Origin of the sequence: Dactylosporangium sp. CA-233914 (assembly GCF_050942935.1) — a bacterium.
Taxonomy (GTDB): Bacteria; Actinomycetota; Actinomycetes; order Mycobacteriales; family Micromonosporaceae; genus Dactylosporangium.
In genome coordinates, this window is record NZ_CP192030.1 from 3,510,276 (window position 1) to 3,532,849 (window position 22,574).

The 22,574-nt window shown below is 69.0% G+C and carries 15 protein-coding genes; 12 read left to right on the forward strand and 3 right to left on the reverse strand.

Going from position 1 to position 22,574, the window contains the following annotated elements; genetic code table 11:
• The first annotated feature begins 40 nt into the window (after positions 1-40).
• The 6 genes from ACQPY0_RS16170 (at position 41) to ACQPY0_RS16195 (ending at position 6,621) form a co-directional block, all read left to right on the forward strand.
• On the forward strand, positions 41-1,036 hold the full coding sequence (locus ACQPY0_RS16170; RefSeq protein WP_432989516.1) for a D-ribose ABC transporter substrate-binding protein: 996 nt from the start codon (positions 41-43) through the stop codon (positions 1,034-1,036).
• Positions 1,037-1,112: 76 nt separating this feature from the next.
• The gene (locus ACQPY0_RS16175; protein ID WP_432989518.1) at positions 1,113-1,994 is read left to right on the forward strand and encodes a transketolase; all 882 of its coding nucleotides are present in this window, start codon (positions 1,113-1,115) and stop codon (positions 1,992-1,994) included.
• On the forward strand, positions 1,991-2,953 hold the full coding sequence (locus ACQPY0_RS16180) for a transketolase family protein (protein ID WP_432989520.1): 963 nt from the start codon (positions 1,991-1,993) through the stop codon (positions 2,951-2,953). The genes ACQPY0_RS16175 and ACQPY0_RS16180 overlap by 4 nt, the downstream gene beginning before the upstream one ends.
• Positions 2,946-4,382 (forward strand): FGGY family carbohydrate kinase, encoded by a 1,437-nt coding sequence (locus ACQPY0_RS16185; protein WP_432989522.1) that lies wholly within the window; start codon positions 2,946-2,948, stop codon positions 4,380-4,382. Before ACQPY0_RS16180 ends, ACQPY0_RS16185 begins: the two co-directional genes overlap by 8 nt.
• A gap of 5 nt (positions 4,383-4,387) precedes the next feature.
• Entirely contained in the window at positions 4,388-5,371 is a 984-nt protein-coding gene (locus ACQPY0_RS16190; RefSeq protein ID WP_432989524.1) for a sugar phosphate isomerase/epimerase family protein, read from the forward strand.
• A 230-nt stretch (positions 5,372-5,601) separates the two neighbouring features.
• On the forward strand, positions 5,602-6,621 hold the full coding sequence (locus tag ACQPY0_RS16195; RefSeq protein ID WP_432989526.1) for a nucleoside hydrolase: 1,020 nt from the start codon (positions 5,602-5,604) through the stop codon (positions 6,619-6,621).
• Positions 6,622-6,697: 76 nt separating this feature from the next.
• Here ACQPY0_RS16195 and ACQPY0_RS16200 read toward each other — a convergent pair whose 3' ends face one another.
• Positions 6,698-12,181, reverse strand: coding sequence for an AAA family ATPase (locus tag ACQPY0_RS16200; RefSeq protein WP_432989528.1), 5,484 nt, complete (start codon positions 12,179-12,181; stop codon positions 6,698-6,700).
• A gap of 243 nt (positions 12,182-12,424) precedes the next feature.
• The gene (locus ACQPY0_RS16205) at positions 12,425-13,000 is read right to left on the reverse strand and encodes an NADPH-dependent F420 reductase (protein ID WP_432995268.1); all 576 of its coding nucleotides are present in this window, start codon (positions 12,998-13,000) and stop codon (positions 12,425-12,427) included.
• Positions 13,001-13,143: 143 nt separating this feature from the next.
• Here ACQPY0_RS16205 and ACQPY0_RS16210 point away from each other — a divergent pair, with 143 nt between their 5' ends.
• The 3 genes from ACQPY0_RS16210 (at position 13,144) to ACQPY0_RS16220 (ending at position 16,822) form a co-directional block, all read left to right on the forward strand.
• Positions 13,144-13,539, forward strand: a complete 396-nt coding sequence (locus ACQPY0_RS16210) for a winged helix-turn-helix transcriptional regulator (RefSeq protein WP_432989530.1) — start codon at positions 13,144-13,146, stop codon at positions 13,537-13,539.
• Positions 13,540-13,932: 393 nt separating this feature from the next.
• The gene (locus ACQPY0_RS16215; protein WP_432989532.1) at positions 13,933-15,963 is read left to right on the forward strand and encodes a hypothetical protein; all 2,031 of its coding nucleotides are present in this window, start codon (positions 13,933-13,935) and stop codon (positions 15,961-15,963) included.
• Position 15,964: 1 nt separating this feature from the next.
• Complete coding sequence (locus tag ACQPY0_RS16220) at positions 15,965-16,822, forward strand: MurR/RpiR family transcriptional regulator (RefSeq protein WP_432989534.1); 858 nt, start codon at positions 15,965-15,967, stop codon at positions 16,820-16,822.
• Between the two features lie 21 nt (positions 16,823-16,843).
• On the opposite strand, the gene ACQPY0_RS16225 is transcribed toward ACQPY0_RS16220, so the two are convergent.
• Positions 16,844-17,926, reverse strand: coding sequence for an NADP-dependent oxidoreductase (locus ACQPY0_RS16225; RefSeq protein ID WP_432989536.1), 1,083 nt, complete (start codon positions 17,924-17,926; stop codon positions 16,844-16,846).
• A gap of 174 nt (positions 17,927-18,100) precedes the next feature.
• Between ACQPY0_RS16225 and hutH the strand changes: the two genes are divergently transcribed.
• The 3 genes from hutH (at position 18,101) to ACQPY0_RS16240 (ending at position 22,573) form a co-directional block, all read left to right on the forward strand.
• Positions 18,101-19,633: a histidine ammonia-lyase gene (hutH, locus tag ACQPY0_RS16230; protein WP_432989538.1), complete on the forward strand. Its 1,533-nt coding sequence runs from the start codon at positions 18,101-18,103 to the stop codon at positions 19,631-19,633.
• An 869-nt stretch (positions 19,634-20,502) separates the two neighbouring features.
• On the forward strand, positions 20,503-21,420 hold the full coding sequence (locus ACQPY0_RS16235; RefSeq protein ID WP_432989540.1) for an ABC transporter substrate-binding protein: 918 nt from the start codon (positions 20,503-20,505) through the stop codon (positions 21,418-21,420).
• Between the two features lie 268 nt (positions 21,421-21,688).
• A complete protein-coding gene (locus ACQPY0_RS16240) occupies positions 21,689-22,573 on the forward strand; it encodes an amino acid ABC transporter permease (protein WP_432989542.1) in 885 nt (294 codons plus the stop codon).
• The last annotated feature ends 1 nt before the right edge of the window (position 22,574 follow it).

Sequence of the window (22,574 nt, forward strand, 5' to 3'; positions counted from 1 at the left end):
CAGTCACCTCAACCCGCCTCCCACCCGAAAGGTTCACCCGATGAAGACACCCTCGGCCCTGCGCCGCTTCGTCCTGCCGGTCGGCGTCGCCGCCCTGCTCGCCCTCTCCGCCTGCGGCAGCGACAAGGCCGACAGCCCCTCCTCCTCGTCGTCCGGCGGCGCCGGCGGTAGCAAGTTGATCGTCATCATCACCCCATCGCCGGACAACGTCTTCTTCAAGGCGGAGCAGGACGCCGCGGCCGCCCAGGCGAAGAAGCTCGGCTACGAGACGCTCGTGCTCAGCCACGACGACGACCCGACCAAGCAGAGCCAGGAGATCGACACCGCGATCTCGCGCAAGGCGGCCGCGATCATCCTCGACAACGCCGGTGCCGACTCCTCGGTGACGGCCATCCAGCGGGCCAAGGACGCGAACATCCCGACGTTCCTCATCGACCGCGAGATCAACAAGACCGGTGTCGCGGTCGCGCAGATCGTGGCCAACAACGCCCAGGGCGCCGGGCTCGGCGGCCAGGAGTTCGCCAAGGTGATGGGCAACAAGGGCAACTACGCGGAGCTGACCGGCAAGGCCACGGACACCAACGCCGGCGTGCGCTCCCAGGGCTTCCACGGCGTGCTGGACCAGTACCCGGACATGAAGATGGTCGCGCAGCAGAGCGCGAACTGGGACCAGGCCGAGGCGCTGAGCAAGACCCAGACGATCCTGCAGGCCCACCCGGACATCAAGGGCATCATCGCCGGCAACGACACCATGGCGCTCGGCGCGTACGCGGCCATTCAGGCGGCGAACCGCAAGGACATCGTCGTCGTCGGCTTCGACGGCAGCCCTGACGTCGTCGCCTCGATCCTCAAGGACGGCATCAAGGCCACCGTGCTCCAGCCGGCCAGCAAGATCTCCCAGATGGCCGTGGACCAGGCCGACTCCTACATCAAGAACGGCAAGGCGAGCCAGCCCGAGAAGCAGTCGGTGGACTGCGTGCTGGTGAACGCCGACAACGCCAAGCAGGTCAACGCCTTCGCCGTCGAAGGTTCCTGACGTGCTGCCCGGGCGGGCTCGGCACCCGGGCCCGCCCGGCTCCACCGGTCACCACAGCAGAAACGAGAGGACTCCCATGCTGGTCGCCGACTCTTCGGCCGCCGCCGACTGGCGCCGGTTCCGCAAGGAACTCGCCGACGCCGAGCCCGAACATCGCCGCGAGATGCTGCGGCGGCGTGCCAACCAGTCCCGCACCACCGACCTGGCGATGATCGGCCGTGCCGGGCTGGGCCACGTGGGCGGCGACATGTCCGTCCTCGACATCCTCACCACCCTGTTCTTCGCAGTACTGCGCGTCGACCCGGAACGACCGGACTGGGCCGACCGCGACCGGCTCGTGCTCAGCAAGGGCCACACCGCGGGTGCGCTCTACGCCACCCTCGCCGCGGCGGGCTTCTTCGCCGCCGAGGAGCTCGACACCTTCGCCGCGCCCTACTCGGCGCTCAACGGGCACCCGAACCGGGTCAAGGTCCCGGGCGTCGAGACCAACACCGGCCCGCTCGGCCACGGCCTGCCGGTGGCGGTCGGGATGGCGGTGGCCGCCCGGCTCGACGCCTCCGAGCGGCAGGTGTATGTGGTGCTCGGCGACGGTGAGCTGCAGGAGGGCAGCAACTGGGAGGCCGCGATGACGGCCGGGCACCGCCGGCTGACGAACCTCACCGCCGTCGTCGACCGCAACCGCCTGCAGCAGGGCGCACGCACCGAGGAAACCAACGCGCTCGACCCCCTCGACGACAAGTGGCGCAGCTTCGGCTGGGACGTCGTCACGGTCGACGGCCACGACCACCTGGCGCTGCTGGAAGCGTTCACCGCCGCCCGCGGCGAGCGGCCCACCTGCGTCATCGCCAACACGATCAAGGGAAGAGGCGTCTCGTTCATGGAAGACCGCGTCGAATGGCACCACAAGGTGCCCACGACCGAGCAGATCAACGCCGCGGCGGCGGAGCTGGCCCGATGAGCGCGGTCGTCGAGACCGACGCGCAGACGTACGACTGCCGCGTCGCCTTCGCCGAGGAACTGCTCGCCCTGGCCCGCGCCGACGAGCGCATCGTCGCGGTCTGCAACGACTCGGTCGGTTCCAGCAACCTCGTCGCCTTCGCCAAGGAGTTCCCGGACCGGCTCATCAACGTCGGCATCGCCGAGCAGGACATGGTCGGCGTCGGCGCCGGGCTCGCGCTCAGCGGCTACATCCCGTTCGTGTGCGCGGCCGCCCCGTTCCTGACCGGCCGGGCGCTGGAGCAGATCAAGGCCGACGTCGCATACAGCGAGTCGCCGGTCGTGCTGTGCGGGATGAGCCCCGGCATGGCCTACGGCGAGCTCGGCCCCACCCATCACTCGATCGAGGACCTGGCGTGGCTGCGGGCCATCGCCGGCCTGGGGATCGTGGTGCCCGCGGACCCGGCCGAGACCCGGGCCGCCGTGCGGTGGGCCGCCGGCGCCCGCACCCCCGTCTTCCTGCGCATCGGGCGGTTCAAGGTGCCCGCCGTGACCGGCGACCGGCCCTTCACCTTCGGCGAGGCCAGCTGCCTGCGCGACGGCGACGACGTCACGGTCGTGGCGACCGGCACGATGGTCTCCCGCGCGATGCAGGCGGCGGAGCAGGCCGCGGCCGAAGGCGTTTCGGTGCGCGTGCTCAACATGTCCACCATCGCCCCGCTGGACGAGGCGGCCATCCGCCGCGCGGCCCGCGAGACGCGCGCGATCGTGACCGCCGAGGAAGCCACCGTCACCGGCGGGCTCGGCGCGGCGGTGGCCGCCATCGTCGTGTCGGATCCCCGGCCGGTACCGATGCGGATGCTCGGCGTTCCCCGCCAGTTCGCACCGACCGGCGACACGGCCATGCTGCTCGAGCACTTCGGCCTCACCGCCGAGCAGATCCGGGTCGCCGCTGTCACGCTCGCCCGCTCCGATGCCTGAGGACCTCATCCTCGCGATCGACCAGGGCACCAGCTCGACCAAGTGCCTGCTGGTCGACCGGACCGGGGCGGTGGTTCGTACCAGTGCCGCCCCGGTCGGCATCCGCTACCCCCGGCCCGGCTGGGTGGAGCAGGACGCCGACGACATCCTCGACAGCGTGCTGCGGGCCGCCGCCGACTGCCTCGACGGCGTCGCCCGCGACACGGTCGTCGCCGTCGGGCTGAGCACCCAGCGCGAGTCGGCCGTCGTCTGGGACCGGCGCACCGGGCGACCGGCCGGCCCGGTCCTGGGCTGGCAGGACCAGCGCGCCCAGACCTTCTGCGACGACCTGCGGGCCGGCGGGCACGACCGGCCCGTCCGGGCGGTCAGCGGCCTGCCGCTGGACCCCATGTTCAGCGCGGCCAAGCTGCGGTGGCTGCTCGAGCGGGCACCGGACGCCGCCGTCGGCACGGTCGACGCCTGGCTGCTGTACGCCCTGACCGGCGAGCACCGCATCGAGGTCGGCAACGCCTCGCGCACGCAGCTGCTCGATGTACACACGGCAACCTGGAGCGGCGACCTGCTCGGCCTGTTCGGCATACCCGCGAGCGCCCTGCCCGACATCGTGGCATCGGCCGGAGACCTCGGCACGATCGGCAAGCGCGGGGAGATCCTGGCCGGGCTGCCGATCACCGCCGTGCTCGGCGACTCCCACGCCGCCCTCTACGCCCACGGGGCGCACGTGACCGACGGTGTCAAGGTCACCTACGGTACCGGATCGTCGGTCATGCGGCTGCTGCCCGACACGGCACCGCAACCCGGCGACGCCGTCTGCGTGACCGTCGCCTGGGGTGATCCGAGCCCTCGGCTCGCCGCCGAGGGAAACATCCGCTCCAGCGGCGCGACGATCACGTGGCTGGCCGACCTGCTCGGCACCACCCCGGAGCGGATCGCCGCGCTGGCCGCGACCGCCGAAAGCGACGGCGTCCAGCTCGTGCCGGCGTTCGGCGGTCTCGCCGCGCCGTGGTGGGACGACACCGCCACCGGCACCATCACCGGCCTCACCCTGGGCGCCGGGGCGGCCCAGTTGGCCCGGGCCGCGATCGAGTCGATCGCGCACCAGGTGGCCGACGTCGTCGATGCCATCGGTACCGCCGGACACCTGCTCGCCGACGGCGGCGCCAGCGGCAACGATCAGCTCATGCAGATCCAGGCCGACCTCACCGGCGTGCCGGTGCGCAGAGCCCGGACCGCGAATCTCTCCGCCCTCGGCGCCGCCCACCTCGCGGGCCGCGCCGCCGGTCTCTGGCCGGACGACGGGCCACCGGCCGGCATCGCCTACGACGACTTCGCTCCTCGCGCCGGTACCGCCGCCGCCGATCTACGCTCCGGATGGCGTCAAGCCGTCGAGCGAGCCTCCACCCCGTCCGCAAACCACCTCGGGAGCTGATCCGCATGACCGAGTACCCGCGCTTCGGCGCCGGCCTCTGGCACTTCGCCACCTACGTCGACCGGTACGCCAGCGACGGCTACGGCCCGGCCCGCACCACCCTCGACGCCATCGAGCTGGCCGGTCAGGTCGAGGACCTGTCCGTCGTCGACCTCAACTACCCCTTCACCCCCGGTGTCGGGCTCAGCGAGGTGAAGGACGCCCTCGCCGCGCAGGGGCTCGGCGCCATCGGCATCACCCCGGAGATCTACCTGCGCAAGTTCAGCCGGGGCGCGTTCACCAACCCCGACCCGGCCGCCCGCGCCGCGGCCCTGGACCTGATGCACGAGGCCGCCGGCGTGGTCCGTGAACTCGGCGCGAACTACGTCAAGATCTGGCCCGGCCAGGACGGCTGGGACTACCCGTTCCAGGTCGATCACCGCACCCTGTGGAAGCTCGCCGTCGACGGCATGCGCGAACTGGCCGGCGCCCACCCCGACCTCAAGTTCGCCATCGAGTACAAGCCCCGCGAGCCGAGGGTGAAGATGACCTGGGATTCGGCCGCCCGATCGCTGCTGGGCATTCAACAGATCGGCCTCGACAACGTCGGCATCCTGCTGGACTTCGGCCACAGCCTCTACGGCGGCGAGTCGCCCGCCGACGCCGCCCAGCTCATCATCGACCACGGCCGCCTCTACGGCATGGACGTCAACGACAACCTGCGCGGCTGGGACGACGACCTGGTCGTCGGCACGGTACACCTGACCGAGATCTTCGAGTTCTTCCACACGCTGCGCAAGAACAACTGGGACGGCGTCTGGCAGCTCGACCAGTTCCCCTTCCGCGAGGACAGCGTCGACGCGGCCCGCACGTCCATCCAGATCCTCAAGCGCATCCACCGGGCACTCGACCGCCTGGACGACAAGGGCCTGGCCGAGGCGCAGGAGCGGCAGGACGCCATGGCCGCCCAGCGCATCGTCCAGGACGCCCTCTTCGGCGCCGTCGACTGACCTCACACCACGCCGGTGCCGCTCCTCCGCGCCCGCACGGCGAGCCCGGGGGACCGGCACCGCCGGCGGGTCATCGCCCGCGCCGCTGGTCTGGGCGCGGCGAGCAACATCGGGTCACGCCAGCGACTTCGGCGGCGACCTCAGGAAACGCGCAGGGGGATGTCGCCACGGCTCAATAGTGAATAGAAACTCTATCTTGACACTCTATTCCACTGTTCGAAGGGGAAGCCATGGTCGGTCGACGCGCAATTCTTCAGTCTGCTGGCGTTGCCGCCGCAAGTGCGGGAATTCTTGCCACCGGAACCGAGGCGCAAGCACAGACAAGGCGCCGGTTCAACAATCCTGTCAAGAGCCGGGTTCTCGTGCTGAACGATTTTGCCGGGGATCCCGACGGCTTGTTCGCGCTCGCGCAGGCCGTTCTGCAGACCTCAACGGATTTCCGCGGCGCGGTCGGTGGCCTTTTCACCTTGCCAGGCGCACCCACAGCGGCGGACAGCGCCGCGAAGTCCAGCACCGCCGCCCGCCGGCTTCTCGACATCATGGGCTACCAGAGGACGCCGGTCTACACCGGTTCCAATACGCCACTGCGAGACACCAGGTCGCCCCGCGTCACCGACGGCGCAAGGGCGATCGTGAAGGAAGCAACCCGCACTGATACGACTCTGCCGCTCTTCGTCACCTGCGGCGGAAGCCTCACCGATGTTGCCAGCGCCCTGCTCATGGAACCCGCGATCGCCAAGAAGTTCACGCTCGTGTGGATCGGCGGCGCGCCCCATCCAGCCGGCGGATTCGAGTACAACCTCAGCCTCGACACGGCAGCCGGCCAGGTTGTGTTCAATGAGAGCGACGTCGCCATCTGGCAGGTGACCTCAGCCGCATATGGGCAGTGCCTGGTATCGTTCGCCGAGCTCGAACTCGAGCTTGGTCAAGCCGGTAAAGTCGGGAACTACCTGCTCGACGCACTGGACGATTTTCTGGTCGGCTTACGAAAGGTGATCACCCCGGGAGACGCGTATTCCCTGGGCGACAGTCCCCTTGCCCTGCTGACTGCCTTGTACGGCTTCAGTCCTACCGGCCCGACGGGTGGCGCGGGTACGTTCGAACAATTGAAGACCCCGCGCCTGAATGCGGATATGACCTACACTCCGCAGGCGAACGGGCGCCCGATCAAAGTATACGAGGCGCTGGACACTCGCACGATGCACGGCGATTTGTTCGCCAAGTTGCGTCTGCGGTACGGGAAGAATTAGCTTGGCGTTGCGACCCACGGCCACTTGCAAGGCCTTGGGGGTGCGTGATGCGTACGGGCCGGACGGCGCTGATCCGTCAAGCTGGATAGTGGGAGGTGGCGCCGCTGTCCGTGGCGGTGAGTGGGAGTTCCACGCGCAGGCTGGTGCCCGCACCGCGTGGGCTTTGGAGGTCGATTCGGCCGCAGAGCGCCTCGACGCGGTCCTTCAGGCCGACCAGGCCGGTGCCGCGGGTGAAGTCGGCGCCGCCGATACCGTCGTCACGCACCGCGAGGCGTAGCGCGGCGTTGGCGGTATCCGTGGGGTCAGCTTCGACGGTGACCGTGACGGTTGCGGCGTGGGCGTGTTTGGTGGCGTTGGTCAGCGCTTCGGCGATGATGTAGTACGCGCTGACCTCGACGTGTTCGGGCAGTCGCCCCAGCCGGTGCAGGTCGAGGTCGACCGGGATCGGCGAGCGGCGGGCGAGCGCGCGCAGTGCCGGGCCGAGGCCGCCCTCGGTCAGGATCGCCGGGTGGATGCCCCGGGAGATCTCGCGAAGTTCGTCGACCGCGTCGGTGGCACCGGCGACGGCACGGTCCAGCTGCGCGGCGAGCGTGTCGAGGACGGGTGGCACGGCAGCCTGCGCCGCGCGCAGTTGCAGGGCGAGGGAGACCAGTCGCTGCTGGGCGCCGTCGTGCAGGTCGCGTTCGATGCGTCGGCGGGTCTGGTCGCCGGCGGCGACGATCCGGGCGCGGGATGTGGTGAGCTCGGCCCGGCTTTCGGCGTTGGCGATGGCGGTCGCGACCAGTTCGGTGAAGTCGGCCAGCCTGTGTTCGGCGTCCTGGAGCAATCGTTGCCGCCATGCCCCGACACCCATTGCGCCCCAGATCCGGCCCTCGACGAGGATCGGGCTGGCGACCACCCAGCGGGGTGCCGTGGAGAGGCTCGCCCACGCGGGGTCATCCACGTCATGGCGGACCGTCCGGCCGGTGGCCTGCACGGACGCCATGGCCCACGCCATGGCCGAGTCGGGGTCGAGGTCGGCACGCGGACCCGACTGGGCGTGCTGGGACGGATAGCCTCCCATGACGCTCGTCCCGCCGTCCGGTTCGAACCGGACGATGGTCGTGTGGTCGGCGCTGAAGAGGGCGGCGACCTCTTCGGCCACCGCTGTGAACACCAGATCGGGTCGCGCGCTGCGGGCGACCAGGGTCGCCACCCGCCGCAAGGCTGCTTGCTCGTTGGCGATACGGCGGAACTCGGCGTACAGCTGGGCGTTGTCGAGGGAGACCGCGAGTTGGCCGGCGATGAGCTTGACGGCGTCGAGCCGTTCGCTGGTGAACGCGCCGCGGATGAGGCGGTTCTCCAGCAGCAGTACCGCCCGCAGCGTACCTCGGCTCAGGATCGGTACGGCCAGCAGCGAGCAGCAGGCGACGTCTGCGAAGTAGGGGTCAGGGGCGAACCGGTCGTCGCGGGCGGCGTCCGCCACGACCAGCGGCTCAGGCATCCGCTGGGCGTAGCGCAGCACGGACATCGGCACCGTGCACTCATGGCCGGTCGCGCTTACCGGGACAGCGCCGTCGCCGCCGGGTGCGGGCAGCAACCAGGTTCGCCGGTCCTCGCTCCACAACGGCAGGTGTACGCCGGTGGCGCCGGTCATCGTGCGCAGCACCTGCCCCAGACGGGCGTGTAGCCCATCAACGCTGGTCTCGGAACTCAGCGCCTGCGACGCGGACAGGATGCCAAGCAGGTCGAGCGTTCCGGTCGTGAGCATGGCCGGCTGATGCAAGCCGCCGCCGGCCTGGTCGCTCCCCGGCGCAGGTGTCTCCTCGACTTCAGGCCGCAACGTCGGGTACGCCCAGTCCATCTGGTTGACCTTCGCGGTCGCGCCCCAGGAAAGATAATCGCGGCGAACCTCGTTCAGCAGGGTGTAGCCGGCGTGCTCGAGGCCGTGGGCGAGGGAGAAACGGGACGCCCGTTCGGCGATCAGAGCCTGATGCCAGGGGCGCTGCCGCCGGGCGGCCTCGCGCAGCGCGGCGTCGAAGGCGAGGGCAGCGACACGCAGGTCCCCGACCGCCCACGCCCGCTCCGCCTCCAGCATCCGCAGCCAATGCAGGAAATTCATCGGTGCATCCACCGCGCGGGCAGCCAGCCACCGAATCACCTCGTCCAGCTCACACAGCACGGAGGCCCGCTCGCCACGCTGGCTGTCCCGGGCCTGCGCGGCCAGCGCCAGCCCGCGCAACATGTGGGCGTGCGCGGTCGCGTAGATACCTGGGGCAGCCGGCAGCAGTGACATCGCCGCCGTGGTGTGCCGCGTCAAGGCGACCGGATCAGCGAAGACGGCGGCGGTGATCGCGCGGGCGATATGCGCGTGGAGCAGCGCCAGCGGGTTGCCGGCGTACCTCTCGACCGGGACCGCCGGACCGGCCGCGGCGGAGCATTCGCCACGCAGCACGCCGGCGAGCCACCAGTAGCTCTCCAGTGCTTCGCTGCTCTGCTTGTCACCGATCCGGCGGGCGAATTCCAGCCCGGCCTCCACCTCGGCGACGTAGACGTCCAGCGGTGACACGCTGTCCAGCAGGGCCCCCGCGGCCGGGTGGAAGGTGTACCCGGCGATGGCCAGGTCGCCCCCCGCGATCAACCCCTCCCGAGCCCGTCGAGCTGTTTGGACACAGTTTTCGAGCGGTTCGAACCAGCAGGTCAGGAGTGCGGACAGGAAGCGCACCTGCGAGGTGTCGGGCTCGTAGCCGCGGGCTTCGCCCCACGCCAGGACCCGCCGCACCGCCCGCCATCCGGCGGCGTAGTCGCTACGTACGGTGACAGAGGCGAGAGCGGTGTGGGCTACGGGGCCGAGCAGCGTTCGGGCGGGGCCGTGCTCGATCCAGATCCGCAGCGCCTCCAGGCTCAACCAGGCGACCGTGGCATGGTCGGGGACACAGAAGCCGGCCGGCAGGATCGCGTTGATCAGACGGCTCGTGGCGAGCAGCGTCGGCTCGGTGATCTCCGGCCGGGTCAGCTCGTCGGCGTCGTCGGTGTGCTCCAGCCACCGGTACAGATAGTCGAACTGGCGGTCGAGTTCCACCGGCAGCCGATCCGGATCCGGTATGGCGACGCCCAGCTGACGTAGTGACGCCACGCCGAGCCCGACCGCCTCCGCGAACCGGCTCCGATGGGTCAGGCTGCGCGTCTGCACCACCGTCGCGTCCGAGCGGTCCAGGGCAGTGGTGCACAACCCTTCGATCGTGCGGTACTCCTCGTCCGCCTCCTCGAAGCGGCCCAGGCTGTACAGGGCAGCCTGGCGGCCGGTGTGGACCTCGACGAGCGTGGCGACGTCGCCCCCGTCGACGAGCTGCACCGCGGCGGTCAGCAGCGCGTTCACCAGCGCATAGTCCCCGATCAACGTCGACTGGCCGGCGGCGCGCCGCAACAGCCCAACCACCCGGCGTCGCTCCGCGGCATCGTCGACCGTGTCAACGACCGGCAGGTACTGCTCCGCCGCGACCGCGAACAACTCCGGCACCCCGGCCAGCCGCCGCGCCATCGCCAGCTGCAGCTCGCGTCGCCGCTGCGGCGGCAGCCCGCACAGGACCACCTCGCGGATCCGATCGTGGCGGAACCGCACCGCCTCGTGAACCCCCGGCTCGGCCACCAGCAGGCCCTCGTCGAGGGCAGGCGCCAGCCGCCGTCTCACCAGGCTCACCGGGGCGGCGGTGGCGGCCTGCAGCAGACCGAGCTCGGCTCGCCCGCCCAGACACGCCATCGCCTCCAGCATCCGGCGCGACTGTGTCGAGATGGCCTCAACCCGTGCTGCCAGCAGCCCGGCGCCCTCGGACCGGTGCAGGTGAGCCTCCACGCGCGTCGTGTCCCACCGCCACCCGGCGGCCGTGGCGATCAGCACGCTTTCGTGGCGCAGGACATTGATGAGCTCGACGGTCTCGTACGGATTGCCGGACGTGTACGGGTTGATCACGTCTACCAGGTCCGCCGCCGTGCTCCGCTCCACGTGCAGCATCTCGGCGACCATCGCGACCGAGCCGGATTCCGGCAGGTTGGCCAGCCGCAGGTGCCGCACTGCCGGGTGTTCCCGCCATCGGGACAGTGGAGCGGCCAGCGGATGCGCGGTGTCCAGGTCATCCTCGCGGTAGGCACCCACCAGCAACAGGCCGTCGATCTGCTGCTCGCTCAGCACGAGGTCGACGAAACCGAGCGGCGCGCGCCCCGCCCACTGCAGGTCATCGACGAACACCACCACGGGCCGCTTCGGCGAGGCGACCGCGCGCAGGATCTCCAGCAACATCCGCTGCGCCCGGACCTGCGCCGTCAGCGGTTCCCCGGGATCTGGCGGTACTGCCAGTAGCGCCGCGAACTCCGGGTTTACCGCAGTCAGCAGACCCGCGTTCGGCCCGATCGCTTCCAGGATCCGTCCACGGATCCTGGCCAGATCATCCTCCGGCTCGGCCAGCAACAGCCGACCCAGCGCGCGGAACGCCTGATGCACCGCGTCGAACTCGAGATCCCGCCGGTACTGGTCGAACTTGCCCGCCACGAACCAGCCGTCACTGCCGGTCACCATCGGCCGCAGCTCATCCACCAGCGCAGTCTTGCCCACCCCCGGCGCCCCGCTGACCAGCAGTCCACGACATCGACCCGAGAGCGCCCCGTCGAACGCCGCCTCCAGCGCCGTCACCTCGTCGTCCCGGCCCACCAGCCGCGATGGCGGCAACAGCCGCAGCGGAACATCATGCTCGCCGACCCGCAGCTCGGCCGCCGCATGAGGATCGGCGTCACGCAACCGCTCCAGGTCGTAGACCACGCCTTCGGCCGTCTGGTACCGCTGGTCCGGTTCCTTCTCCAGCAGATGCATGACAATCCCGGACAGCGGCGCAGGTATGGCCGGGTTCACCTCGGTGGGCGGCACCGGCACCCGGGCCAAATGATCATGGGTGAGCCGCAGCGGGTCACCCGAGCCGAACGGCGGCGCACCCGTCGCCAGCTCGTACAGCGTCGCACCCAACCCGTAGAGGTCGGCCCGCTGATCCACCGCCCGCGCGGTGCGCCCCGTCTGCTCGGGCGCCAGGTACGCCAACGTCCCCACGATCTCGGTGTGATGCGTGAATTCGGGACGAAGCTCCGCCACCGACGACGCCAAGGCGAAATCCACCAGACACGGGGCGCCGTCGCGAGAAACCACGACGTTCGCCGGCGTGATGTCCCGGTGCAACACGCCTCGCCGGTGCATCCCCGCCACCGCCCGGGCCAACCCCGCCGCCAGCCCGATCAACTCATCAACCGCCAACGGCTTCGCCAACGTGGCCAAGCTTGCTCCACCGGCGTCCGCCAACACGATCGACTGTGCATCTCGCGGTGCCTCCACCAGTTGCGCGACCCCGTCAACCCCGCGCAGCCGTTCAAGCATCGCCAACTCATGCTGCACCCGCCGCCGCGCGTCACAGCCCAGCGGCTCCTTACGCACACAAGGGCGGCCTGCCAAGAAGAGCCGAGTGACACGCGTACGGTTGCTCTCATGCACCACGGCCCGAATCGGCGGGTCCCGGGCCGGCGGCGCTCCGCCTGCGCACATCCGACACCTCCACGCAGGATCAAGCCCACCTCATAGCGTAACCAAACAGTCGTCGAGGGCGAGGACGACCGATCACGACAATCGACCGGTCGGACCTGCGCGGTCGTCAAGCGCATCCACCGGGCACTCGACCGCCTGGACGACAAGGGCCTGGCCGAGGCGCAGGAGCGGCAGTACGGCCGCGCAGGTTGTGAGCGGGCCGCGGCGTCGTCGCGGCCCGCTCGGAATGGTCGGTCAGTCAGCTCAGTTGTCGGCAGGCTGCGATGCTCGAAGGAGTGCGGGGTCCACGTCGGGGACGGCGAGTCTCGGGTTGGACCCGGCCGCAGCGACCCTCGTGACGAATCCGGCGGCTTCCTCGAGCTGCCGGGCGCTGGTGAGTCCACCGACCACCGCGGTTCGGCCGCCAAGGTCCCCGATCAGCGCCGCGGCGCGATCGAGTGCGCTCGCCTCGTCACCGCAGACGGCCACCACCGGCGCCGACTCCGGGGGACCGGTGAACGGCCATGAGGCTCCTGCGAACAGGTGGAGCGCCTTGACCACGTGCGCGCCCCGGGCCGCGCGCGCGACGAGTTCGGCGGCCGAGCCGGATGCGGGGATCAGGTCTCCGGTCGCGTAGTTGATCGGGTTCGTGCAGTCGATCACGGTCTTGCCGCCGAGCGCTCCCTCGGGTGCGCCTACAAGGGACAGTGCCTCCTCCAACCCGTCCCACAGGACCGCGACCACGACAGCGTCGGTCCGGGCCGCGAAGTCAGCCGGGTCAACAGCTCGGGCTGTCTGACTGATCTGGTCAGCAGCAGGGTGTGCCCGGCAAGAGCCCAGGCCGAGCCGAGCGTCACGGCCAGATTGCCGGTTCCCAGGATTCCGATGTTCACAGTGTGCTCCTTCGTCTGGATCGGTGCTCTCAGAACGCTAGGAGGCCCGTTCCTACCGATTGGTAGGAACGCGATGGGACACTGGAACCCGTGTTTGAGAAGACCTGTCAGACGTTTGTCTGCGACTGTCACGTCCGAGCGGCGGCCGAACTGATCAACCACGCGTGGGATCCGGTTGTCCTTTCGGCGCTGCGTCTGGGGCCGACACGCCGTAACGAGTTGCTCGGCCGCATCGGGGGCGTCAGTGACAAGGTCCTCACCCAATCACTACAACGCCTGACGGCACGAGGGCTTGTCACGAGACTGGGCAACGACGGCCAAGCCCCGCGCCGGGAAGGCGCCGTCTATCAGCTGTCACCGCTCGGCGAATCGTTCGCGTCTGGACCGCTCGCGCAGCTTGCCCAATGGGCCGCCGACAACCAAGCCGACCTCGTCGGCCCGTCAACAAACTGCCGTTCGAGGAACCGTTTGCCCGGCGGGGGCTGAGGCGTGGTGCGGTTCAACAATCCACATCCGCCGTCAAGTTGACGCTCCTGGCCTTGCCGGTCGTCCGATGGAGTGGTGCATGCCAATCACTGGTAGGATGCATGGAGCTATGCAGTTTGGCTCGGCGGGTCGACCTGTCGCCTGAGTCTCGCGTCTCAGGAGGAAGGGTGAAAGATGAGCATGGCCCTTTCTGCCGTGGTTCCTTCAACGTCACGCTCAGTTCAGAACTTGGTGCAACTGAACATCACTCGTATCGCTTGCATCAGAAGACCGGCCCTCCTTACCGGCGAGGCGCCACACCCGCCCGATCGTGTGTTGATCTGCGCTAGCCCGTGTCGCAAAGTTTCGGCACAGCGATGGCGCTGGGGGCCGTGTGGCCCTATATTGGTTGGTGTGGCGGCAGCGGGGTCGATACGGCGGCGTGGGCCGAACCGGGTGGTGCCGTGGCGGTGGGACGGTGCGGTGTCGGTGTTGCGGCTGCCGTTGGATGTGCATGACCCGGGGACGCGGCGGCATGTGGAGCGGGTGTTCGCGGCGGTGTTCGCGGTGCGGCGGGCGGTGCAGCGTGACGCCCGCGCCAGGGTGGACGCGTACTGGGCCGCACATCACGCGCGTACCGTCGCCGGGCCGGCTGTGGTCCGGGATCGGCTGGGGTTGACCCGGACCGGGTTGGAGCATGCCGCGTACCGACACCTGGATCGTGCCCCGCACCTGCGCCGGTACTGTACGAAAGCGGTGGCGATGCACGTCGCCGACGGCGTGTGGCAGGCTGCCGATCGGCACCTGTTCCCCGACGCGGCCGGACGACGCCACGGCCGGCCGAGGGTCGGTGGCTGGTGGGCGTTCAGCCGCATTCCGGGGCGGGCGCGGTCGCATACCAGGGCGCGGAAGTGGGAGACGTTCCGTCTGGCCGGGACCTTGGCGGGGCATCGGGCGGTGTTCGGCCGGGCGGGGCGGTTGTGGCAGCCGCGGCGGATGCCTGCCGTCACCCCCGTCGCGGGTGGCCGGCCGGTGCGGTCGTGGTGGGACCACGACGGCCCCCTCGCCGTGGTGCTGACCGGCACCGGCGCCCGGGATCTGGTGCTGCCGGTCCGCCTCCCGCAGGGACCCGCCCGTCAGCCGGTGCTGGAGCACTACCTCGCCGACCCGCAGCGTTGGCACAAGATCGACCTCGTGCGGTATCGCGACCCGGGCGCACTGGGTGGGTGGCGCTACGAGGCGCACCTGATGGTCCTCGGCCCCGGCTACACCTCCCTCACGGTCGTGGCCCGCCGCCAGACGGCCGCGGCCCTGCACCGGCGCGGCGGCGTCGACGTCAACGTGTCCAACCTGGCCGTCGTCTCCGTCCCGATCGACGGTGGTGGTGCCGGGGTGCGGGCCACCCAGATCACGAAGACCGGCGCCGACGCCGACCGGCTCGCGGCGGAACGGTTGCGGCAGCGGCGGCGTAACCGCGCCCTGCAACGCTCCCGCCGCGCCACCAACCCCACCCAATACCGGCTCTCGCCCCGGCAGCAGCGGCGAGCCGACCGTCGCCGAACCGCCGGCCTGCCCCCCGTGCAGGTAGCCGTGCCGGGCGGCGCCCGCATCGCCAACACGGCAGGTATCCCAGTGCAGGCCTACCGCCGCGACCAGCTCTCGGCCGGCTACCTGCGGCTACGCGCTCAGGCCGCCGTCGACGGCGCGGCCCGTACCCAGGCCGGGCGTACCCGCGCCCGGATCGTCGCCGCCGGCATCGTCGCCACCCATGGCCCGAACCTGGTCGTGGAGGCCGGTGACTTGCGGGTGTGGGCGCGGCGGTGGGGCCGCGGCATCCACGCCTTCACCCCCGGCATCCTCGTCGCCGCCGTCGATCGGGAAGCCGCCAAGGTTGCCGCGTTGGCTGGTGGTGGTGGGTTGGTCCGGGCCGGGACCCGGCACACCGCCTGGACCCAGCACTGCCTCTGCACCGCCCGCGTCCCCAAACACCTCCGCCACCGCCGTCACACCTGCCCGCAGTGTGGCCTGACCGGCGACCGGGACCTCGTCGCCGCCCTCGTCGGCGCGCACACCGTGCTGAGCGACCCGGCCGTGCCCGGCACCGCCCGGGTGGATTGGGTCGCCGCGCAGACCACCCTCGCCACCCACGGCGTGGATGCCATCAATGAGGGGCTGCAAGGAGCCCTGCCTGAGTCAAGCGGACACCACCGCCCCGACCGGCACCCAACCAGTGCCCGGCCGCGGCGGCCGCAGCGCAGCACCAGCCACCCCAGACGGCTGGTGCCGGCGTGCTCGGCGAACTGCCGGAACGACGCGCTCGACAACCCCGGACCAGGCCCGCACCCCAACATGCGGGACCACACCGGAACGACGAGACGCACAACCCGGACTGTTCACAACCCGGACACCAAACCCGAGTTTGCAACAGGCCTTAGGAGATCTTGAAATGACCGCCACTGTGGCCACGGCGCCGGCCGACGTCTATGAGCGCTTGACCAGTGCTCGGCTGTCGCCTGCGCAACGACGGATCGCGCGCTATGTGATCGATCACCGTGATGCTGCGGCGTTCCTCACCAGCGAGAGCATCGCGCGGCAGGTCGGTGTCAGTCAGCCTTCGGTCTCGCGGTTCGCGGCCGCGCTCGGTTACGCCAGGTTCTCGGACTTCAAGCGAGCGCTGCAGAAGTGGGCCCGCTCCGAGATGTCGGCACTTTCGCCCCCAGGTGAGAGCACGAGTCCGTTGGCCGAGGCGATCGGGGCCGAGGTGGCCAATCTTCAATGGCTCGGCCAGTCGGTCACCCTCGAGGAGCAGATTTCCCGGGTCGGGTCCGCCCTCATGTCCTCGCAGCGACTGCCGGTTATCGGGTTGCGAATCTCGCGTTCGTTTGCCCAGCACTTCGCCTACCTCGGTGCCAAGGTGCACCCGAACATCTCGGTGATCGACCGCGGCGACACCGAGGCCAAGGAGAGCCTTGCTCGTGCGGCGGCGGAGGGAGGCACCTGGTGCCTGGCGTTCATCCTCCCACGCTATCCGCGGGAAGCCTGTGACCTGGTGCGTTACGCGAGACAGATCGGGCTCAAGGCCGCGGTTCTCAGTGACGAGTCGTTTGCGACCGTCGGGCACGAGACCGATGAGCTCATTACCGTCAGGCTCGGGAGTGGGTTGCTCTTCGACACGTCCGCGGCGATGAACATCGCCTCGTCTGCGCTCCTGCACGCCATGGCCGACTCCAAACCCGAAGCCTCACAGGACGGGCTCGAGCGCTTTGAACGACACGCCACCGACCTCGTGGTCTTCGAGGAGTGACCGAGGCTGCCGGCCAGCGCATCACGGCATGGGCGGTGCGGGGCGCGTGGGGTCGTCGGCGACCTTGACGATGAGCTTCCCGAAATTCTTCCCCTTCAGGAGGCCGAAAAACGCGTCGGGGGCGTTCTCGAGCCCATCGACGAAATCCTCTCGGAACTTGATCCGGCCGTCTGCGAGCCACGCCGACATGTCGCGCTGGAAGTCGCAGTAGTGGGTCGAGATGAAGTCTCGCTGCGTGAAGCCGCGGACGACGAGTCGCTTGATGTTGATCGCGCTCATCAGCTGCGGGAGCCGGTCGGGCCCAGTCGGCGCGGACGTCTGGTTGTACTGAGAGATCAGGCCGCAGACGGGCACCCGTGCGAAATCGTTGAGGTGATCGAAGACGGCTTCCCACACGGCGCCGCCGACATTCTCGAAGTAGATGTCGATTCCGTCCGGTACGGCCTCGCTCAGCTCGTTCTTGAAGGTGGGTGAACGATGGTCGAGGGCGACGTCGAATCCCAGCTCGCGCAGCCATGCCACCTTGCTGGCGCCGCCCGCGATACCGACGGTGCGGGCGCCCTGAATCTTCGCGATCTGGCCGACGACGGACCCGACGGCCCCGGTCGCGGCCGCCACCACGAGCGTCTCGCCCGGGCGGACGCGCCCGATCTCGGTAAGTCCGACGTACGCCGCGAAACCGGGCATGCCGAGCACCCCGAGCGCGGTTGAGATAGGCGCCTTGGCCGGGTCGATCTTGCGCAGGGGCTGACTGTCCTGCACGGCGTGGGTCTGCCAGCCGGAGTGCGCGAGGACGATGTCGCCGGGGCTGAAGGAAGGCGACGCCGACTCGAGGACCTCGCAGACGGTACCGCCTTCCATCACCGCGCCGACCTCCACCGGCTTGGCGTAGGAGCGCGATGCGTTCATCCGGCCACGCATGTACGGGTCCAGCGAGAGGTAGATCGTCCTCAGCAGCACCTGGCCGTCGCCGACGGCCGGCAGCTCGCGCGTCTCGAGACGAAGGTTCGAGCGGACGGGCTCGCCGACGGGTCGGGAGGCGAGGACGACGGCACGGGACTGGCTCACACGGGGCAACATAACTGAAGGTTGCCCGCACTGCATAGAGCGGGATACGGTTCCCGAGGCAAGTGAATGCTTTTCTACAGCAAGGGCAAGTCCTCGCTCGACGTCGAGGACGCGGGTCGCCGGGCGACCCGTCGCTGCCGTCGCTCCCGTCGCTGGGTCGACCGTCGAATGTGAGCCTCAAGAGATCAGCGAACAGGAGGATTGATCATCGTGAGCATCACCATCACGATCACGGGCGAGCATTTGAGCCTCGAGACGCTTCGTCCCGTATTCCGGGGCCCTGTCCACGTAGCGCTCGCTCCTGGGGCGGTGGAGAACCTGCGACGCGCGAACCAGGTGATCCTGGACGCGATCAGCCGTGGAGATGTGGTCTATGGGGTGAACACCGGCTTTGGGAAGCTGGCGGACCGACGGATCTCGCCTTCGGACCTCGTGGAGCTGCAACGCCGGTCGGTGCTGTCGCACATGGTCGGGGTGGGTGACCCGCTTCCTGACGATACGGTCCGCGCCATCATGGTCATCAAGCTCATCGGTCTTGCGCGCGGGCACTCCGGAATCCGCGTCGAGACCGCGGAGATGCTCGTGGACATGATCAACGCGGATGTGCTGCCTGTCATCCCAACGCAGGGCTCCGTCGGAGCTTCGGGAGACTTGGCGCCGCTGGCGCACCTCGCCGGCGCACTGATGGGAGAGGGCCGCGTTCGGATCGGCGGCGTTACCTACAACGCTGTAGAGGGTCTCGCGAAGGTCGGACTCGCTCCCGTCGAACTGGGCCCCAAGGAGGCGGTGGCACTCCTGAACGGGGTCCAGGCATCCACCGCCATCGCCCTGCGCGGACTCTTCGGCGCCGAGGCCGTGTTCAACGCCGGCCTGGCCGCGGGTGCGCTCACGCTGGAGGCGACGGCGGGTCGACAGGTCGTTCTCGACGACCGCATCCAGCAGATCCGCGGGCACGCCGGCCAGATCCGGGTCGCAGGCCTCCTGCGGCGCCTGGTCGCCGACAGTTCGGTCCTCGACGTGGAGTTCGAGGGGCGTCGGCTTCAGGACCCCTACTGCCTGCGCTGCCAGCCACAGGTGATGGGGGCAGCGCTGGATCTCCTGACGTTCGCCGCGCGCACGATCCAGCAGGAAGTCAACGCGGTCTCCGACAACCCGCTGATGTTCCCCGACGACGGTGTCATCTTGTCGGGCGGGAACTTCCACGGCCAGCCCATCGCTTACGCCGCGGACATCATCGCCATGGCGGTCTGCGAGATCGGGTCGATCTCCGAACGCCGCCAGGCAATGCTCATGGATGCCTCCATGAGCGGGTTGGCGCCGTTCCTGGTTGGCAACGCGGGTCTGAACTCGGGGTTCATCATGGCTCAGGTCACCAGTGCCGCGCTCGTCGCGGAGAATCGCGCCAAGGCGACTCCGAACAGCGTCGACAGCATTCCGACCTCCGCCGGCCAAGAGGATCACGTCAGCATGGCGACGCATGCTTCCGTGCGCCTTGGTCCCATGGTGCGCAACGCGGGGTACATCATCGCGATCGAGCTGCTGTGTGCTGCCCAGGGCCTGGACCTGAGGAACGGCGGGACCCCGGCGCCGGCGAATCGCCCCACCTATGACCTTGTCCGCTCCAAGGCCGAGTTCCTCGAGGACGACCGCATCATGGCGGGGGAGATGGAGGCCGTTGCCGCGGAGATCCTTGACGGGGTGTTCATCGAGATCGTCGGTGGTCGGCTGGAAGCTGACGCCTGACCGTCAGTTCTTCGCTCCTGCCGAATGAGGTGGGCCTCGCCACGGGGGTGGGCATGACGTGCCCACCCCCCTTTGCGTCCGTTCTGAGCGCTCGCCGCGGTCGGTTCCGGCTCTCGGTCGGCCGCCACCCACACCCGCCGGCGAAGCTCGTCGTGATCGGTTTCGCCTGGTGTGCGCGGAGATTCGTGATCGCGTAGACGGTCTCGGTGGTGGAGCGTTTCGGCTCGTCGAGACGGCGTCGGCGGCGTCGGATCCGCGTCGCCTGCGCGGTGTGGGGGAGTCGATGCGGGTGCGGATTCGCGGGTGGTGTCGCGGTCGGCGTTGGGCATGAGCCGCCAGGGCCGGCCGGCCAGTTGCTGGTGCGGGAAGTCGGCTCAGGGCGCGGTGCCGGCCGGTTGGCCGGTCCGTTGCCCGAACCGGACGTGCGAGTCCCCGCATCGCGGCTCTCCAGTGTTGCTATTGCGTGTGTGGCTGCTCATGGATGCTGCCGTGGCAGCGGGCGCAGACGGTGGCTTGGTAGCGGTCGCGCATGCCCCATAGTGGGCGGCGGTATTCGGCCGCCAGGGTCGACATCACCGACCCATTCCCCGATCGCGGTTCAGGAGCGGTTGCCGGCAAGGGCGCGTCCGCGCCAAGCACCTCAAGCCGGACACCCGTCACGAGTTTGCCGAGGTCCCGGCTGCCCAACGGTCTCTGCGAGGGCGATCTGAACACGATTGTGTTGCACCTGCGCGGCATCCGCAGATCGCATGCGCGAAGGGCTTGCCGTGCTGCATGGAAGGGGATACCGTTCCGCCAGTGCTGAATGGTTTCTTTCACTTTCAGCCTCGAGTAGCCCCCAGGAGCCAACGATGCCGAGAAGCCGTGTAGTGATCGCCACCCTCTCCCTGCTTGCTGCCGCCGCGCTCCTCGTGAGCGGTTGCGGGGCGGAGGCCAGCACGCCGAAGGACAATGCTCTGCTCGTCCCGGAACTGAATAAGTTGTTGCCGCAGAAGGTGCGGGACTCGGGCGTCCTCACTGTGGCCACCGATCCGCAGTACCCGCCGTGCGACTTCACCAACCAGTCCGGGAAGATCGACGGCTTCAACCATGACATCCTGATGGAGATGGCACCGCGACTCGGCGTCGAGATCCGCCAGGAGGGGATCGCCTTCGACGGCCTGCTTCCCGGAGTCCAGAGCGGTCGGTTCGATGCCGCAATGGAGTGCATCACCGACAACCTGGAGCGCCAGAAGACGGTGAAGTTCGTCGACTACGCCTACGCCACCAAGAGTGTCATCACGACCTCCGAGAACAAGCACGGCATCACGGCGAATCCCCTGACCACGTGTGGGCTGAAGGCGGGTGTTCAGACGGGAACCGAGTTCGTCGAAGACGCCGAACTGTTCTCGAAGAACTGCAAGTCGGAGGGCAAGGACGCGCTCCAGATCACCAACTTCCCGACCGCCGGCGACCAGAACACCGCACTGCAGTCCGGACGGATCGACTTCGCCTTCAGTAACACTGCGACCGGAGTGTGGCAGGCGAAGGCCAGCAACGGCCGCTTCAAGGTCATCCCGAGTCCGCTCCTGTCGCGCACCTACGTCGGCATCGTGGTGGACATCAAGGCTGACGACACGGCCAAGGCCCTGCTCGGTGCGCTCGAGGCGATCGTCAAGGACGGCACCTACGGCAAGGTCATGTCGAAGTGGGAGCTCAACGACATCGCGTTGGACAAGCCCGGCATCAACCTGGCGACCGAGCGCCCCCTCGAACTGCCGAAGATCTGCGGGTCGTGCGGCTCCTGACCGAGGAGCACGCGCCGATATGGGCGTCGCCCCGAGCTCTTCGATGACCTCTTGACGCATCGTCGTGGACTCGTGGGACGCAGGTCTGGTGCGGCGCGGACATCCACGCCGCACCAGACCCTGTGGTCAGACTGACTCGAGTGCCAAACCCGGCGGTCCACGCCGACCGCCTGTCGCGAGCGCCACGAGGAGCGTCGACCAGGCCCCTATACGTCTGGAACGCCACCAACGTGACCCGCGCGTAGTGAAAAACAAGAGAAGGTGCACCGTGACACACCCGGCAGCTGACGTCGAAGTGCGAGATCCATTCGCGAAACCCCGGCCACGCAGGCACCCGAGCTACTGGATCAGCGGGCTTGTCGCGGTTGTGATCCTGGGCCTCCTCGTCTACGGACTCGTGACGAACGAGAACCTGGAATGGGATGTCATAGGTGATTACCTCTTCGCCGATCCCATCTTGGAGGGCTTGTGGATGACGGTCAAGCTCTCGTTGGTCTCCCAGTTGATCGCAGTGCTGATCGGTTGCCTGCTCGCCCTTCTCGGTGAGTCCCGGAACCCCGTCTTCCGCGCCTTCGTCAAGGCATATGTCGGGTTGTTCCGAGGGCTGCCACTGCTTGTTCTCCTGCTGATCTGCTTCAACGCGGCACTCTTCATCCCGCGGATCGGGTTCGGCGGAGCCAGTTGGGAAACGAACACCCTCATCACCGGTTTCACGGCCGCCATCATCGGCCTTTCCTTGCATGAGGGTGCCTTCATGGTCGAGATCATCCGAGCGGGCTTCATGTCGGTGCCTCCCGGCCAGCGTGAGGCGGCCCAGGTCCTGGGAATGAAGCGTGGCCTCACCATGCGGACCATCGTCATCCCACAGGCGATCAGGGTCATTATTCCGCCGACAGGCAACCAGTTCATCAGCCTCCTCAAGGCGAGCTCGCTCGTCGCGGTCATCGGTGGAGGCGACCTGCTCACCCGGGCCCAGCAGATCTACGGCTCCAACTTCAAGGTCATCCCGCTCCTCCTGGTGGTCAGCTTCTGGTATCTGGCGATCGTCATGCTGGCGACCCTGGGCCAGCACTTCCTCGAGAAGAAGTACTCCCTGTCCGCAGGACCGCAGAGGAAACTTGTGAAATCTCGGGTCGAGGAGGCGTCGAAGTGAA